The sequence below is a fragment of the Desulfatiglans parachlorophenolica genome (genome assembly GCF_055394735.1).
This window is the reverse complement of record NZ_AP042460.1, coordinates 4927165-4942966: the sequence shown is the minus strand read 5'-3', so window position 1 is coordinate 4942966 and position 15802 is coordinate 4927165. Positions and strand designations below refer to the sequence as shown.

Below are 15802 nucleotides of genomic sequence, written 5' to 3'. Positions count from 1 at the left end.
AAGAGGGGTGCAGATCTTGCTGAAAGACAATCCTTCCGGCTGAACATGCTCCAAGAAACGACGGCAGCCGAGGAACAGGATCTTTGAAACGATAAAAAGACTCTTTCCGGATGGAATCTGCCTCATGGAGGTGGAGGAATGGAAACACAGGCCAGCTGCGTCAATATCAAGCCCGTCATCGAATATCTGGAGACTGCCAAACCCACCGTCGATATCGCCGAATTCATTCGGGGTCTCGATCCCGAAATCGACGCCCTCGAAAACCCGATCGAATACCTGACGGACCCCAACAACTGGATCTCGAGCATCGTCCTCGTAAAGATCCACGAGCGTGCGCGCATCCTTTTCAAAGACCCCGACATCTCTTTCAAAATCGCCCGCTTCGCTGTAGAAAACAGCTCCCTCGGCTACCTTCAAAAGGTGGCGGTCAAGATCTTCTTTTCGCCCAAAAGCAGTCTGCGCCATATCCAGAGAATCAACGACAAGTTCAGCCGGACCAAGCGCATCGAACTCTACCGGATGGATCGAAACAGCGCCGTGCTGCGCCTCCACTGGCATCCCGAACTGGTGCTTTCGAAAGACATCTGCCTCTATAACCAGGGACTGTATGCCTATTTTCCGACCATCTGGGTAAACAAACCCCTCGAAATCAAGGAAACCTGCTGTTATTTCAAGGGCGCACCCTATTGCGAATATCATCTCCGCTGGCCCTTCGCCTACCGCCTGCGGCACTATTTCTCCCGGTTTTTCACCTCGAGGGCCATGCTGAAAGAGATCATCGCCGAACAGGAGAAGGACAAGGAAATCATTGTCCGCAAATACGAAGAGGTGAATCAACTGAACCTGCAACTCAACAGCAAGGTCACCCAGTTGATCGCTATTCAGCAAACCGGCAAGGCCATCCTGACCATCCTCGAAAAAGACCAGCTTCTGACCGCCGTGATCGACATCCTCGCCAAGGCCTGCAGCATCTGCCGGGCACTCATCATGGTCACCAGTGACACCGGTGACACTCTGCATTATCTTCATGCCTGGGGGTTTGAAGGCGAAACGCCGGAATGGATGAAGAATTATTCGATCCCGATCGAGCGGAGAGGCAATATTCTGACGAAGGTCGCCCGGGAGGGCCGGGACTGCCATCTGCTGGAGGTCCGCGGCGAGCACCTCAAGAAGGAGCATTTCTTTTCAAGGGAAAACAAGCCGATCGCCATCTATGCCTGCCCCCTGATCATCGATTCGAAGGTGGTCGGGGTGATCGCCATCGATGCCGCGGCCATCCGCGGGGTGCCCAAGGAGACCCGCGAAACCCTGAAGATCTTCGCCCCTTTTATGGCGATCGCCATCGGGAATGCCAAGCTCTACTCCCGCTTGAAATCCCAGATGGAGGAATTGAAACGCTCCCGGATCCTCTTGAACCAGGCCGAGAAATTCGCCTTTCTCGGCCACCTGGCGGCCCTTCTGGCTCATGAGATCAAGAACCCCATGACGGCCATCGGGACCTTTATCCAGATGCTGCCGGAAAAGGCCCACATCAAGTCCTTTATCGAAGACTTTTATGCGATCGGTATGGAGGAGGTCGCCCGCATCAACAACCTGATCACCCAACTGCTCGATCTCGCCAGCACGAAGGAGAGCCACTTCGAACCAGCCGATCTGAATTCCCTTTGCGAAAAAATGGTCCTGCTGTTCACCCCCCAGGCCAGCACCAAAAATATCCATCTGCACCTCGCCTTGAATTCAGAACCCTGCATCTTTCCTATGGATGCGGAAAAAATCAGGCAGGTCATCCTGAACCTCATCTCCAATGCCGTTGAATTCACGCCGCAAGGCGGAAGCATCACCCTCACGACCCGGCGGCGGTTTCAGGCCCCGGTCCCCCCCGGCTTCGTCCTCGAGGTTCAGGATTCCGGCCCGGGAATCAGCCCCGAACTCCTCGGAAGGATCTTCGATCCCTATTTCACCACCAAGCACAGAAGCTCGATCCGCAAGGGAACCGGCCTCGGACTGTTCATCGCTCAGCGCAACGTCCAGGACCACAACGGCACCATCGAGGTTGAAAGTGGCCCCGGCCGCGGAACGCGCTTTGTCGTCCATCTCCCTGAACATGCCGGCGGGATTTGTCCAGCACCCGAATATTCGTCTGCCTTTTTTCATAAATCCGGTTCCCTATAAGAGCAAAAAATGGTATATTGAAAAATTAATATTTTTACACAGAAACGGCCCGCCCGAGCACCCCGCAGAAGGCGGGCCGCCTCTTGAAACCGGGCGTCTCGGCTTGACGCCGTCTGAACTGGGGGGATTCCTCGTTGGAATTTGCAACCATAAAAGGATTCAAAGATATCTTGCCCGAAGAAACACCTTACTGGCAGGAGACCGAGGCCACTGCACGCCGGATGTTCCAGCTATCGGGTTTTCAGGAAATCCGCACCCCGTTGATCGAGGCGACGGAGCTTTTTTCACGCAGCATCGGTGAAGAGACCGACATCGTTTCGAAAGAGATGTACTCCTTCCAGGACAGCAAAGGCCGAGGGCTCTCCCTGCGTCCGGAGGCCACCGCCTCCGTTGTCCGAGCCTACATCCAGAACCGTCTCTACCAGCAGGATCCGGTCCAGAAGCTCTTTACCATCGGCCCGATGTTCCGCCATGAACGGCCCCAGAAGGGCCGTTTCCGACAGTTTCACCAGATCAATGCCGAATTTTTCGGCGACCCCGGACCCAAAAGCGACGCTGAAATCATCGTCCTCGCGGAATCGCTTTTCCACACCCTGGGGCTGAAGGACCTCACGCTGCGCGTCAACTCCCTCGGCTGCCCAACCTGCCGGCCCGATTTCCGGGCCGAACTGCAGATCTATCTGCAGGACCGGGAGGAAAGCCTATGCAGCGACTGCCGGCGAAGAAGCCGCACCAATCCGCTGCGCGTCCTGGACTGCAAGGTGCCGGGATGCCGGGAGACCGTGGCGGATGCCCCGCTGATCCTGGATGTGCTTTGCGATGACTGCCGCAGACACCTCGAAGGGCTTCAGGAATATCTGGACCTCTCCGGGGTGAAGTATACCCCGGCCCCGCGCCTGGTCCGCGGCCTCGATTATTACTCACGGACCACCTTCGAGTTCCAGACCGAACGGCTCGGGGCCCAGAACGCGGTTGCCGGGGGCGGCCGCTACGACGGACTGGTCAAGCAACTCGGCGGCCCCGACCTGCCGGCCATCGGATTTGCGGTGGGCGCCGAAAGACTGATCACCCTCCTTCAGGAGCTTCGGCCCTGCCCGGCAGGGAAACCGGATCTTTTCATGGCGGCATTGGGCGACGCTGCCGAAAAGGCGTGTTTCGGCTGGGCCGCCGCCTTACGCAGGGCCGGCCTTTGGGCAGAGATAGGCTACGGCGCCAAAGGGCTCAAGGCCCAGATGAAGAAGGCCGACAAGCTGGGGGTTTCGACCGCGCTCATTCTGGGTGAACAGGAGATGGCCGATGGGCAGGCCATCCTCCGGGACATGCAGAGCGGACAGCAGGAAACGATCGGCACCCGCGATATCGTCCCGATGCTCCTCAAACGGATTACCGAAAACCCTGCTTCCCCCGCATAAGAAGGCAGCAACCATGCAAATCGACTCCATGAGCACCTGGCAGAGGACCCACAGCTGCGGCGGCCTCCGGGCATCCAATCTCGGCGAAGAGGTAACCCTGATGGGTTGGGTCAACAGCCGCAGAGATCTCGGACAACTGATCTTCATCGATCTGAGGGACCGGGAGGGAATCACCCAGATCGTCTTCGATCCGCAAACAGACAGCGAAAGCCACGCGAAGGCGCATGTCCTCCGGAACGAGTGGGTCCTGGCCGTGCGGGGCGAGGTCGTCAAGCGTCTGGAAGGGCAGGAAAACGGGCAGATCCCCACCGGCGACATAGAGATCCGCGTCCTCGAACTGAGGATCTTGAACCTCACCGACACACCGCCGTTCCAGGTCGACGGCGCCGTCGACGCGTCGGAGACCCTGCGCCTCAAACACCGCTATCTCGAGCTGCGGCGGCCCCAGATGTTCGCCACCTTCGAGAAGCGGCACCGCGTTGCCGCGTTCATCCGGGCATTTCTGAACAGGAAGGGCTTTCTGGATGTCGAAACGCCCTTCCTTACGAAGAGCACTCCGGAAGGCGCGCGGGACTATCTGGTTCCCAGCCGCGTCAACCGGGGGAGTTTTTACGCGCTTCCCCAATCCCCCCAACTCTTCAAACAACTCCTGATGGTGGCGGGTTTCGAACGGTATTACCAGATTGTGCGCTGCTTTCGGGACGAGGATCTCCGTGCGGACCGTCAACCGGAGTTCACCCAGGTGGACCTCGAGATGTCGTTCGCTACGGAAGAGACAGTCATGGCGATCTTCGAAGACCTGATGATCGACCTCTTCCGCGATGTGCAGGGGGTCGAGATCCCCGCGCCCATCCGCCGCATGGACTATCGGGAGGCCATGGAAGTCTACGGCACGGACCGGCCGGATCTGCGTTTCGGAATGGAAATCCGGAATCTGACGGAGCAGGTCTGCGACACGGAATTCAGGGTATTTCGGGATACCGCCGCCGACGGCGGTGTGGTCAAGGCCATCCGGGTGCCTGGAGGCGCCGCCGCTTTCTCCCGAAAAAACCTGGATGAACTGGGATCGCTCGCCGTTGCGTGGGGTGCGAAAGGGCTGGCATGGGCCAAGATCACCCCCGACGGTTGGCAATCGCCCCTCGATAAATTTTTGAAGCTCGAAGAAAAGGGGGCCATCAACGCCTCGATGGGGGCAGAACCGGGCGACCTGATCCTCTGCGTGGCCCATGAACGGCGCATCGCCAATGAGGTCCTCGGGCGGCTGCGCTCCCATGTCGCCCGGGAACGCAGCCTCATCCCGCCGGATCGTTATGCCTTCCTGTGGGTCACCCGCTTCCCGCTCTTTGAATTCGATGAAGCCGAAGGGCGCCTTGCCGCCGTGCATCACCCGTTCACCTCGCCGCTCGAAGAAGACCAGGCGCTTCTCGAAACCGATCCGCTCGCGGTGCGGGCCCGGGCATACGACCTCGTGCTGAACGGCTCCGAGCTCGGCGGCGGGAGTGTGAGGATCCATCGCCTCGATCTCCAGCAGCAGATCTTCAAGCTGCTCGGCATCAACCCTGAACAGGCCCGGACCAAATTCGGGTTCCTCCTGGAAGCCCTCCGGTATGGCGCACCGCCCCATGCCGGTATGGCCATAGGGTTCGACCGCCTGGTAGCCCTCATGACAGGGGCGCAGTCCCTGAGAGAGGTCATTGCCTTCCCGAAAACGACCAGCGCCTCATGCCTCTTGACCGAGGCCCCATCCGAGGTGGATCCCAGGCAGCTTCGTGAGCTGGGCCTTTTTCTCGTCGATTCTCAGGACGTGGATCACTGAGCCGCCGCCCGTGAAATCGTCCTGGGGCGATCAAAATAAGACGCCGCGGCACTTGATTTTTTTCAGCAGCTGCATATTTTTCTTGACAATGCGTTGGCCTTTCGGCATAAACGCGGATTCGAAATTCGAACTTTTCAGCGAAAGGATGTGATTGACATGCTTTGCACAACCGTAAAAGAAGGCATCGAATGCGCCTTCATGGAAAAGAAAGGCTGCCAGTTCAATGGGGGCAGCTGCCATCCCATCGTCGAGCAGTGTGAAGGCTGCCAGAGAGTCAAAGAATTCCCCACCGGAAAATACTGCACCGTTTTTCCGGATCCCGCAGCGAAGTGGCGTTTCTCGAAATGCAATATGGCCACCCACGTAAAAGAAGCCCCCAAGAAAGTAGACACCAAGATCAATCCCATCAAGGCTTCCAAACGCGGAAAACACTGATCGGTCCCTGCGCATCTGAGTTTTCGCCTTCTGATGGACCGGGCTGTTTGTTCATGAGCCCCGGGGCGCTGATTCATGCCCTTTGAACGGCTGGCCCGGTGTATAGTCATGCGTAAGCAGAATGGCGGTCTGAGGATGTTTCCGCTCCTGAAAAATGGATCCTTCCTCCAAGCTCCTGTCTGATCGGCCATTCCCTCCGGAGCGGGTCCACACCTGGCCAAGGCCGAAAAATCGACCGTTTGTGCGGCGGCCTGGAGGTTGCCTCCGCACAAACGGTCGATTTCATTGGCATTGACCAAACCGGGACCCGCCGCGAAGCGGTGGGACTGAGCACCCGAAGGGTGTGAAGAAAAATCCTCATTTCCGGATTGGAAACCGAGTCGCGCTGGATAAGCATTTCCGGATGGATACCAAAGAAGAGAATGGATCGATGCCGGGATCAGCCGAACCGAAACCCGCCGGAAAGGTGCGTGAGAAAAGGGGCAAAGCCGGTCGAGAAAGAAACCGTTTCAAGGGGTGAGCGCCCGAATGATCCGTTCCGGCTCACCTCGCCCGCGTTGACCTCGCCCTTGCATGGCCGAATCGAAAACCGAAGCTTTGCCATACCCTGGAAATCTTGTCAGACCAGTGCCGTCGCATCGGTTTTTCCAACACGGGCCGGTGCAAGCGTACGCCTCAGGCAGATCAGAAACTCGAGGTTCCCCTTAGGCCCCAGAATGGGAGAAGGAATCGCCTGAAGCGGCGTCCATCCCGTTTCCTCGAAAAAGCCTGTCAACTCCTCCACCACCCGGCGGTGGCACGCCGGGTCGCGGATTACGCCGCCCTTGCCCACCTGGCCCTTACCGGCTTCAAACTGCGGTTTGATCAGCGCAATGATGAAAGATGCGGGCATCAGCAGCCGCGACACCGGCGGAACAATGATCTTGAGGGAAATAAAAGAGGCATCGATGACAGCCCCGTGGATCGGACCGGGCAGGTCACCCGGCAGCAGATACCGGGCGTTGGTCCGCTCGAAGACGATGACGCGGGGGTCCCGGCGAAGTTTCCAGTCAAGCTGCCCATAACCGACATCGACAGCCAGAACCCGCGCCGCCCCCCGCTGAAGCAGGCAATCGGTAAAACCGCCCGTCGAGGCGCCTACATCGAGGAGGGTCAATCCCGCGACATCGATAGAGAAATGATCGAGGGCGGCCTGAAGCTTCAGCCCCCCGCGGCTGACATAAGGATGCGGCCGGCCGACCACCTCGAGCGAAGCGGACGGCGCGACGAGAGTGCCGGCCTTGTCTGCTGCATGTCCGTCCACCCGGACCGCGCCCGCCATGATGATCGCCTTGGCCTTCTCGCGGCTTTCCGCCAGACCGCGTTCCAGCAGCAGGCGATCCAGCCTGATCCTGTCCGGGCCTTCCGTCATGCCGGTTCCCCCCTTCCATCAGCCGCCGGTGGGTTCGCCCTTTCCCATCCGCCATGCCAGGGCCTCGGCCGCAATCCCTTTCACAGACAGGCCGCAGCGCTCTCTCAAGACAGCTGCAGGCCCGTGTTCGATAAACCGATCCGGAAGGCCGATCCGCTTGACGCGCACAGCATAGAGACCCTTGTCGTTCAACAGTTCCAATACAGCGGAGCCGAATCCCCCATAACGGACGTTCTCCTCGACGACCAGCACATGACCGCAGGTCTCGGCGAGATCCGCGATCCGGCCGTCCAACGGTTTGACGAAGCGGGCGTTGAAAACCCCTGCAGCGATCCCCTTTTCCTGCAGCAGTTCGGCCGCCGCCACAGAGGGCGCCACCATGCTTCCAACCGCGACGATCAGGAGGTCCCCTCCCTCCCGCAGCAGCTCCCCCCGGCCGATCTCGATCAGACGAAAATCCTCCTCGATCGTTACCCCCGTCCCTGCAGCCCGGGGGTAACGCACCGCCACGGGTCCCGCGTGCTTCAAAGCCGTGTAGAGCATGTGCCGCAGTTCGTTCTCATCCTTGGGGGCCATGACGGTCATGTTCGGCAGCATGCGCAGGTACCCGAGGTCGAACAGCCCGTGATGGGTCGGGCCGTCCTCCCCCACCAACCCGCCCCGGTCGATGGCGAAAACGACGGGGAGGTTGGGAAGACAGACGTCATGGATGATCTGGTCATAGGCGCGCTGGAGAAACGTGGAGTAGATTGCCACGACCGGCCTGAGCCCTTCGGTCGACAATCCGGCCGCGAACGTGACGGCGTGCTGCTCGGCGATCCCCACATCCATGAACCGCGCTGGGTATTTCTCCGCGAATTCAACGAGCCCGGTCCCCTCCGGCATGGCCGCGGTGATCGCGAAGAGCTGCTCCTCCCGCGCCCCCAATTCCGTCATGGTCCGCCCGAAGATCTCGGTATAGGTCGGAGCGGGTTTAGCCGCACCGGATAACAGGGTCCCGGTTGCAATCTCGAAGCATCCGACGCCGTGGTAGTGACACGGGTCCTTTTCGGCCGGCCCGTAGCCCTTTCCCTTGACCGTCAGGGCATGCACCAGCACCGGCCCTTCGAGGTGCTTCGTGTTCTCGAAGGCCTCGATCAGACGGTCGAGCCGATGACCGTTGATCGGACCGATATACTTGAATTTAAAAGCCTCGAAAAGCATGCCTGGCGTGAAAAAGGTCATGAAGGAATCCTCGCTCTTCCGAACCAGATTCATCACGCTTTCACCCACACCGGGCAACGACCGGATGAAGTTTTCGAGGTCCTTCTTCATCCCCACAAAGCGTCTGCCCGTCATCTTGCGGCTCAGAAAAGAGGAGATCGCGCCCACGTTGGGAGAAATGGACATATCGTTGTCGTTCAGGACCACGATCAGATCACTCTCGGTATGGCCGGCCTGATTGAGCCCCTCGAAGGCCATGCCGGCCGTCATGGAACCGTCGCCGATGACAGCGACAACCTTGTGCCGGTCTCCATGAACCTTCAGGGCCGTGGCAATCCCAAGCCCGGCCGAAATCGACGTGCTGCTGTGCCCGGTGTCGAATGTATCGTAGGGGCTTTCGGCGCGTTTAGGAAAACCGCTGATCCCGCCGAGTGTTCTCAGGGTGTGAAAACGCTCACGCCGACCGGTGATCAGCTTATGGGCGTAAGACTGATGGCCCACGTCCCAGATGATCTTATCCCTGGGCGCATCGAAGACATAGTGAAGCGCCAGGGTCAATTCCACCACCCCGAGGCTCGGCGCGAGGTGCCCGCCCGTCCTGGAAACCGTTTCGATGATGGTCCTGCGGATCTCCTGCGCCAGTTCCTCCAGCGCCTTGATAGACAGCCCTTTTAGATCCGCGGGAGAATCGATGTCTTTGAGCCGTTTGATCGTCTCTGTCTGATTCTCGCTCATTTCTTTCTCTGGATGATATAGGCGGCCAGATGACGCAGGGGTTCCGCAGACGAGTCGAACCGCGCGAGCGCCTCGACCGCATCGTCCACGAGCCCTTCCTCGACCCGTCTGGCCTCTTCCAGGCCCAACAGGGCCGGATAGGTCATTTTCTGCCTGGCCTCATCGCTTCCGACCGGCTTTCCCATAATCTCCCGATCCCCCTCGATATCGAGGATATCATCCGAGATCTGAAAGGCCATGCCGATCTTCAGCCCGTAAAATTCCAGGGCGGCCTCGTCTTCTTCGGATCCGCCGCCGAGGACGGCGCCCGAGACGATGGCCGCCGTAATCAGCGCACCGGTCTTATGCCGGTGGATGAAATCGACGGTCGTGAGGTCCGCCGTCCGGCCTTCCATCTGGATATCGACGACCTGTCCCCCGACCATGCCGTTGAAGCCCGATGCGTGCGCGATGATGTGGATCGCCCTCAGGAGCCGCTCGGCGGGGAGCCCACGGATCAGCTCCGGGCGGGTCATGATGTCGAACGCCTCTGTCAGGAGACCATCCCCGGCAAGGAGCGCCAGGGCCTCGCCGTACACCTTGTGGCTCGTGGGTTTCCCCCGCCTGAGGTCGTCGTCGTCCATGACCGGCAGATCGTCGTGGATCAAAGAATAGGTGTGGATGCACTCGAGGGCGCAGGCAACCGGCAGAACCGCCGCCCCGCTTCCGCCGACCGTCTCGGCCCCGGCAATGCAAAGGATAGGGCGGAGGCGCTTGCCACCGGCAAAAAGGCTATAGGTCATCGCATCGACTACATCCGCCGAAAGCCCTTCGGGCGCGGGGAAGATCCCCCGCAAGGCCCGATCCACCATCTCCCGCTTCGTCTTCAGATAACCCTTGAAATCAAAGACCGATTCATCAGGCATCGCCGGCCTCCTCCTTGTCGAACGGAACCACTCGGAAACGCTCTTCGCCCTCTTTGACCAGCAGAGACACCTTTTTCTGCGCCTCTTCCAGTTTTCCGGAGCAGAACTGCACCAGCTTCATGCCTTCCTCGAAGGACTTCAGAGACGCCTCGAGCGGGAGCGCCCCGCCTTCGAGGGTCTTGACAATCTCCTCCAAACGCTCCATGGCCTTTTCAAATGTCTTTTCCGGCATCGATCTCCCTCCAGGCCCCGCAACGCCAGCAAAAATCCGCGCAGGACTCCCCTTTACTACGGGCCGTTGACCCTGTCAATGCGGTAGTTTTCTTTCCGAAAGAGGCCCCATGTCCGATTTCGCTGCAGCCGGACAAGAACATCCGGCACGACAAAGTCTCCAGTCCGGAAATGAGGATTTTTTGCCAATATCAAGGAAATCAACCGTTTGTGCGGAGGTGACCTACAGGTCGCCGCACAAGCAAACGTGCTGATTGACGCCGAGATTGGCAGAAAAGACCATTTCCGGACGGAAATGAGCCGGCATGTCGAATCCCCTTGACCCCGATCTCAGGTCGAGGGTGTCTGCTGCGACCCAAAAACCCACCGCTGATCCGCTTCTAACTTTTCCACCCGCGCCTCGAGGCTCCCTGCACCAAGCAACACCTTGATGCTCTCTCCTTTGCCGACATCGGCCGCATCACGAAGAACGGTCTCCTCCGGCAGTCTGAAGGTGATGCTGTACCCGCGCTGCAAAGCCGCCGCCGGGCTCAAGTCCCTTAGGCGCCCCTGCGCCAGATCGAGGGAAAAACGTAAAGTTTCCAGGCGCCTTTCGATGCCGTTGACGAGGCTCGAAGCACTGTAAGCCAACTGCCGCCGCTCTCTCTCGATGCGGGCTGCAGGCGCGTAAAAATGCAGGGAGCGGCTCTCCGATCTCAATCGGCGGTACTCTTCGTCGAGCCGCGCTTTCATCCGCCGCAACAAGCGCCCCTGAAGATCATCGAGCCGCAGCCACCAGGCCTCGACAGCCCTTACCGGAGCCGCAACCGTCCGCTGCAGCGACTTCAACCTTGCCTCCTGCATATCCAGAAGATATCCGATCGACCTGCGCAGGCGCTGCCGCCAATCCTGCAGACGGCGCACCAGTTCCTCCTTTTCCTTTACAAGCATCTCGGCCGCCGCCGAGGGAGTCGGGGCCCTGACATCTGCGGCCATATCGGCAATCGTCCAGTCGGTCTCATGCCCGACCGCCGATACGACCGGAGCATTGGACCGCCTGATCGCCCGCGCCAATTCCTCCTGATTGAAAGGCCACAGGTCTTCCAGGGAACCGCCGCCTCGGGCGATAACGATCACATCGGGCTTCACGTACCGATCCGCCGCCTCGAGCGCAGCCAGGAGATCGGAGAGGGCCTCTGCTCCCTGGACACGAGAGGGCACGACGATGACTTCGAGATTCGCGAAACGCCGGTAAATGATCTTGAGAAAATCCTGGACCGCAGCGCCGGACGGCGAAGTCACGAGCGCGACGCGCTGCGGAAGAAAGGGCAGAGGCCGCTTGAGCGTCATGTCGAACAGGCCCTCGGCGGCGAGTTTGCGTTTCAACTGCTCGAAGGCGAGGGCCAAGGCGCCGACCCCCAAAGGCTCCAGGTAATCCAGGATAAGCTGATATTCCCCCCGCGGGGCATAGACGCCGATGCGGCCCTGCGCCAGGATCTTCATCCCGTTTTCGGGTACGAACTTCAGACCGCGCGCCTGTGGGCGGAACATCACCCCCCGGATCTGCGCCTGCTCGTCCTTGAGGATCATGTAGTAATGGCCGGACGCGGGGGCGCTGAAATTGGAAATCTCGGCCTCCAACCAAATGAAATCGAAGCGGCTTTCGAGCAGAACCTGAATCTCTCCGGTCAGCTCACTGACACGGTAAACCCGAGGCTCCCGCCCGCTGGACGTCAAACCCATTCCTGAACTCCATGCGCATCGAAGCGCTCCAATCCACGCGAGGAACTATGACCTTTGCCGATATTCATCCGTTCAGAACCTCTTCCGCCGATTTCGGCACCGGCCCTTCACTCAGACGAAAACCCCCACGTCTCAAGGAAAAGGAGCGAACACCGGGTCCTCGAGGAGCACACAGACTGAAATTCCTTGACCTGACATACCAGTCCAAAATATAGTGGGTGACCTTGCAGCATTTTGTTTCTCCTGGTCGCATTTCGCCCCCGCTGCCGGGCGGCATCCTCCCCCCGAACAACATCAGACCGCTTGCAATTCAAGGGAAACAGGTGCCAACCGAATCTTATCACTGGAGGTTTCAACATGGACAACTTTCTGGAAAGCGGCCCCAAAAACCCCTTGAAGATTCAGGATAACACCTTTCGTGATGGTCATCAATCTCTCCTGGCCACCCGCATGCGGACCGAGGATATGCTGCCCATCGCCGAAAAAATGGATGAAGTCGGGTTCTGGGCCATGGAGGTCTGGGGCGGCGCCACCTTCGATTCGATGCACCGCTTCCTCGGGGAAGACCCCTTCGAACGGATCAAAATCCTCAAAAAGTATATCCGGAAAACCCCCTTTTCCATGCTCCTTCGAGGGCAGAACCTGGTCGGCTACCGTAACTACGCCGACGACGTCGCCCGACTCTTCGTCGACAAGACCTGCGAGGCAGGGATGGACGTCTTCAGGGTATTCGATGCCTTGAACGATTTCCGCAACTTCCAAACCGTAGTCGAGCGGATCAAGGCCAACGGGAAGCATTTCCAGGGGACCATATGCTACTCCCTGACCGAGCGCCGGATGGGTGGCGAGGTCTTCAACCTGAACTATTACATCGGCAAGGCCAAAGAGCTTCAGGATATGGGGGCGGACACGCTGTGCCTGAAGGACATGGCCGGAATCATGTCCCCCTTCGATATCGCCAAGCTGATCACCGCCCTGAAGAAAGAGATCACCATCCCCATCCAACTGCACACCCATTACACGAGCGGCATGGCTTCCATGGTCTACCTGGAGGCGGTCAAGGCCGGCGTGGACATCGTCGACACATGCCTCGCCCCCTTCGCGTTGCGCACCTCCCAGCCTGCGGTGGAACCCATCGTCGCGACCTTGTACGAAACCGTCCGGGACACCGGGTTCGATCTCGCCTTGCTTCTGGAGCTCGGGGAGCACATCGAGTCCGTGGCCCCCAAGTATCGCGATTATCTCGCCAAGCATCGCATGTCGGTCATCGACACCGGGGTTCTGCAGCATCAGGTACCGGGTGGAATGATCTCCAATTTGGTCAGCCAACTGAAGGAAGCGAAAGCCCTCGACCGACTGCAGGAGGTCTACCGGGAGGTGGCGGTGACACGGAAGGAACTCGGCATGCCGCCGCTCGTCACCCCTACCAGTCAGATCGTAGGTGTCCAGGCCGTTTTGAACGTCCTTTTCGGGCGTTACAAAATGGTGACGAACGAGGTCAAGGATCTCGTATACGGGCTTTACGGAAAGACCCCGACACCAGTCGACCCGCAGGTCCAGAAGAGCATCCTGAAAGGCTACAAGAGGGGGGAAACGCCTGTGACCGGGCGGGCGGCAGACTATCTCGAGCCCGAACTCGATAAGGCCCGCCAGAATGCAGGCACCCTGGCAAAAAGCGAATTCGACCTCCTGATCGTAGCCCTTTACCCCAGCACCGGGGTACGTTTTCTCAAGTGGAAATACGGCCTGGAGCCGCGCCCCAAACAAGTCACCGGCAAGACCCTCGAAGATATCCGCAAAGAGGACGAAGCCATGGCTGCGGCCATCGAACAGGTCTGCAAGGCGATGTAGGTCATACCAGTCGGCCCGCCGGCAGGCCCCGCTCAGAGTTCACCAGACAAAAAACCTTGGGGGCGCCTGCCGATGTCCCCTTTTTACCTTCGGTGCCTGCAACCCTCAAAAACAAAACTCCCCGTCAGGCCGGCGTGCGGCCCCTCGGGGAGGTTTGGATGGTTCGTCGTTTCTCGGGGCTTCCGAGATACGCTCATTACATGTCCGCGGCGGATTCCTCGATCTCGGCTGCATCTCCATCCACATCAGCGCTCAGGTCCACCTCATAAAGACAGAGGTCGTCCTCCACCTCATCGACCCAACCGATGTCGTCCCAATCTCGCTTCTTGCCAAGCCCGGAGCGGTGGGCTGCCAGATCGCGCATGTGAGAGAACTTTTCGAGATCGCTTTGGCAGGCAACGCAAAGGGCTGTCTCCGGAACGATCAGCAGCCGCTCCATCGGGATCTGTTCACCGCATTCCTCACACAGCCCAAAACTCTCATCCTTCATGACCTTCCGGATCAGCCGCTCGATGTTCTTCAGTTCCCGTGTCTTCCGCTCGATCAGGCTGTAGTTGCTGCAGGCCGAGATCTCCCGCTGGGCATGGTCGGTTTCATCGTTGCTGTTGTCATCCGAAAAGCGATCGTAAAACTCCTTCTGGTTGGCAACCAGTTGGCGTAAGGTCCCCTCGTACTCCTGCTTGCGACGCTCGAGTTGACTCAAGAAATCCTTCCTGCCTTCCTGCATGTCGCCTCCCTCCGGAAAAGTTTCTTCTGCCATTAGTACCGCCAAGTATCACACCTCGATTGAAAAATGTTAATGCTGCAGATTTTCTTCCTGAAGCGTCGGAATAGTAGCCACTTTTAAAAGTTTGTCAATAGAGAAAATGCCTTGAAGCCTGATCCGGCGTCCTCGACCGTGCGGCCAACCGGCTTTCTTCTCTTCGCTGGAGGCTCACCCGGGGCCACCGCCCCGAAGAAACACTTTTGTCCCTTGCCTGCCGGGGCTCTTTTACCCTATACTCGTTTCCATCCGGAAATGGGATTGTGTTGGACCATCCTTTCCGGATGGATACGAAAATGTACGCGCCTGATCGGGGAACCTGCCACGTTCCCGAGCATCGTGTCTGGGCGGGCACAACTCCTCACCGAAACCCTTCCGGGAAGGGAAGGCTGAAATTCTTGCCCGACACAGGGAAATGACAGGGAGCAAACATGAAAACAAATACAAGGCCTGCGCCGTGTTCATAACGTTCGAAGGGATCGAGGGGTGCGGCAAATCGACGCAGGCCAAACGGCTTGCGCACCGTCTGGAGGATCGTGGCGTTCCCATCCGGTTTACGATCGAACCCGGCGGGACCCGCATCGGCGGGAATATACGGCGGATACTGCTGGACGCGCGCAATTGTGATCTTTCCCCCCTGGCTGAGCTTTTCCTCTACGAGGCGGACCGCGCACAGCATGTCTTCGAGGTTATCGAACCGGACCGCAAAGCGGGTCGATGGGTCGTCTGCGACCGCTTCTATGATGCCACTACGGTTTACCAGGGGTATGCCAGAGGGCAGGACCCTCTTTTCGTGGCCTCGCTGAACCGGACGGCCGCCCGGGGCTTCACCCCGGATATCACATTCCTTCTCGACTGTCCGGTCGGCATCGCGCTCGCCCGCGCGCGGCAGCGGGAGGCTGCAGTAAGCCAGGCCGACCTCACCGGCCAAAACCGCTTTGAAAACGAGTCCGAGGCCTTTCACCAATCCGTCCGCGAGGGCTATCTCGCACTGGCGCGTTCGGAGGGTCTTGGCGGGCGCTTCCGCATCCTGGACGCAACGTTGACCGTCGACCGTCTGGAAGAAGAGATCTGGTCCATTCTCCTTCCGCTCCTGCCGGAAGGCCCCGCGCACGGCGAGACATGTCTTTTTCCGACATCATAGGA

13 protein-coding genes are annotated in these 15802 nt (G+C 59.2%); 5 read left to right on the top strand and 8 right to left on the bottom strand.

The annotated features are described in order from the left end of the window. The first annotated feature begins 138 nt into the window (after window positions 1-138). From ACZ500_RS22820 to aspS, 3 genes are all read left to right on the top strand, one after another. Window positions 139-2172, top strand: a complete 2034-nt coding sequence (locus ACZ500_RS22820) for an ATP-binding protein (protein WP_464229721.1) — start codon at window positions 139-141, stop codon at window positions 2170-2172. A 134-nt stretch (window positions 2173-2306) separates the two neighbouring features. Then, window positions 2307-3584 (top strand): histidine--tRNA ligase, encoded by a 1278-nt coding sequence (gene hisS, locus ACZ500_RS22815; protein ID WP_464229720.1) that lies wholly within the window; start codon window positions 2307-2309, stop codon window positions 3582-3584. Window positions 3585-3597: 13 nt separating this feature from the next. Further along, window positions 3598-5400 carry an aspartate--tRNA ligase gene (gene aspS / locus ACZ500_RS22810; protein WP_464229719.1) on the top strand — a complete coding sequence of 601 codons (1803 nt, stop codon included), beginning with the start codon at window positions 3598-3600 and terminating at the stop codon, window positions 5398-5400. Between the two features lie 30 nt (window positions 5401-5430). On the opposite strand, the gene ACZ500_RS22805 is transcribed toward aspS, so the two are convergent. From ACZ500_RS22805 to xseA, 7 genes are all read right to left on the bottom strand, one after another. After that, complete coding sequence (locus ACZ500_RS22805; protein ID WP_464229718.1) at window positions 5431-5850, bottom strand: hypothetical protein; 420 nt, start codon at window positions 5848-5850, stop codon at window positions 5431-5433. A 604-nt stretch (window positions 5851-6454) separates the two neighbouring features. Next, on the bottom strand, window positions 6455-7246 hold the full coding sequence (locus tag ACZ500_RS22800; RefSeq protein ID WP_464229717.1) for a TlyA family RNA methyltransferase: 792 nt from the start codon (window positions 7244-7246) through the stop codon (window positions 6455-6457). A gap of 18 nt (window positions 7247-7264) precedes the next feature. Then, window positions 7265-9184: a 1-deoxy-D-xylulose-5-phosphate synthase gene (gene dxs, locus ACZ500_RS22795; RefSeq protein ID WP_464229716.1), complete on the bottom strand. Its 1920-nt coding sequence runs from the start codon at window positions 9182-9184 to the stop codon at window positions 7265-7267. Next, window positions 9181-10089, bottom strand: coding sequence for a polyprenyl synthetase family protein (locus tag ACZ500_RS22790; RefSeq protein ID WP_464229715.1), 909 nt, complete (start codon window positions 10087-10089; stop codon window positions 9181-9183). Before ACZ500_RS22790 ends, dxs begins: the two co-directional genes overlap by 4 nt. Next, window positions 10082-10321, bottom strand: a complete 240-nt coding sequence (gene xseB / locus ACZ500_RS22785) for an exodeoxyribonuclease VII small subunit (protein WP_464229714.1) — start codon at window positions 10319-10321, stop codon at window positions 10082-10084. Before xseB ends, ACZ500_RS22790 begins: the two co-directional genes overlap by 8 nt. 222 nt (window positions 10322-10543) lie before the next feature. Further along, window positions 10544-10687: a hypothetical protein gene (locus ACZ500_RS22780; protein ID WP_464229713.1), complete on the bottom strand. Its 144-nt coding sequence runs from the start codon at window positions 10685-10687 to the stop codon at window positions 10544-10546. Further along, window positions 10651-12042, bottom strand: coding sequence for an exodeoxyribonuclease VII large subunit (gene xseA / locus ACZ500_RS22775; RefSeq protein ID WP_464229712.1), 1392 nt, complete (start codon window positions 12040-12042; stop codon window positions 10651-10653). Before xseA ends, ACZ500_RS22780 begins: the two co-directional genes overlap by 37 nt. Before the next feature lie 357 nt (window positions 12043-12399). Between xseA and ACZ500_RS22770 the strand changes: the two genes are divergently transcribed. Beyond that, window positions 12400-13893: a pyruvate carboxylase subunit B gene (locus ACZ500_RS22770; RefSeq protein ID WP_464229711.1), complete on the top strand. Its 1494-nt coding sequence runs from the start codon at window positions 12400-12402 to the stop codon at window positions 13891-13893. Between the two features lie 196 nt (window positions 13894-14089). On the opposite strand, the gene ACZ500_RS22765 is transcribed toward ACZ500_RS22770, so the two are convergent. Next, window positions 14090-14653, bottom strand: coding sequence for a TraR/DksA family transcriptional regulator (locus ACZ500_RS22765; protein WP_464229710.1), 564 nt, complete (start codon window positions 14651-14653; stop codon window positions 14090-14092). A 418-nt stretch (window positions 14654-15071) separates the two neighbouring features. On the opposite strand from ACZ500_RS22765, the gene tmk reads away from it, so the two are divergent. Further along, window positions 15072-15800 carry a dTMP kinase gene (gene tmk / locus ACZ500_RS22760; RefSeq protein WP_464229709.1) on the top strand — a complete coding sequence of 243 codons (729 nt, stop codon included), beginning with the start codon at window positions 15072-15074 and terminating at the stop codon, window positions 15798-15800. Window positions 15801-15802 lie beyond the last annotated feature (2 nt).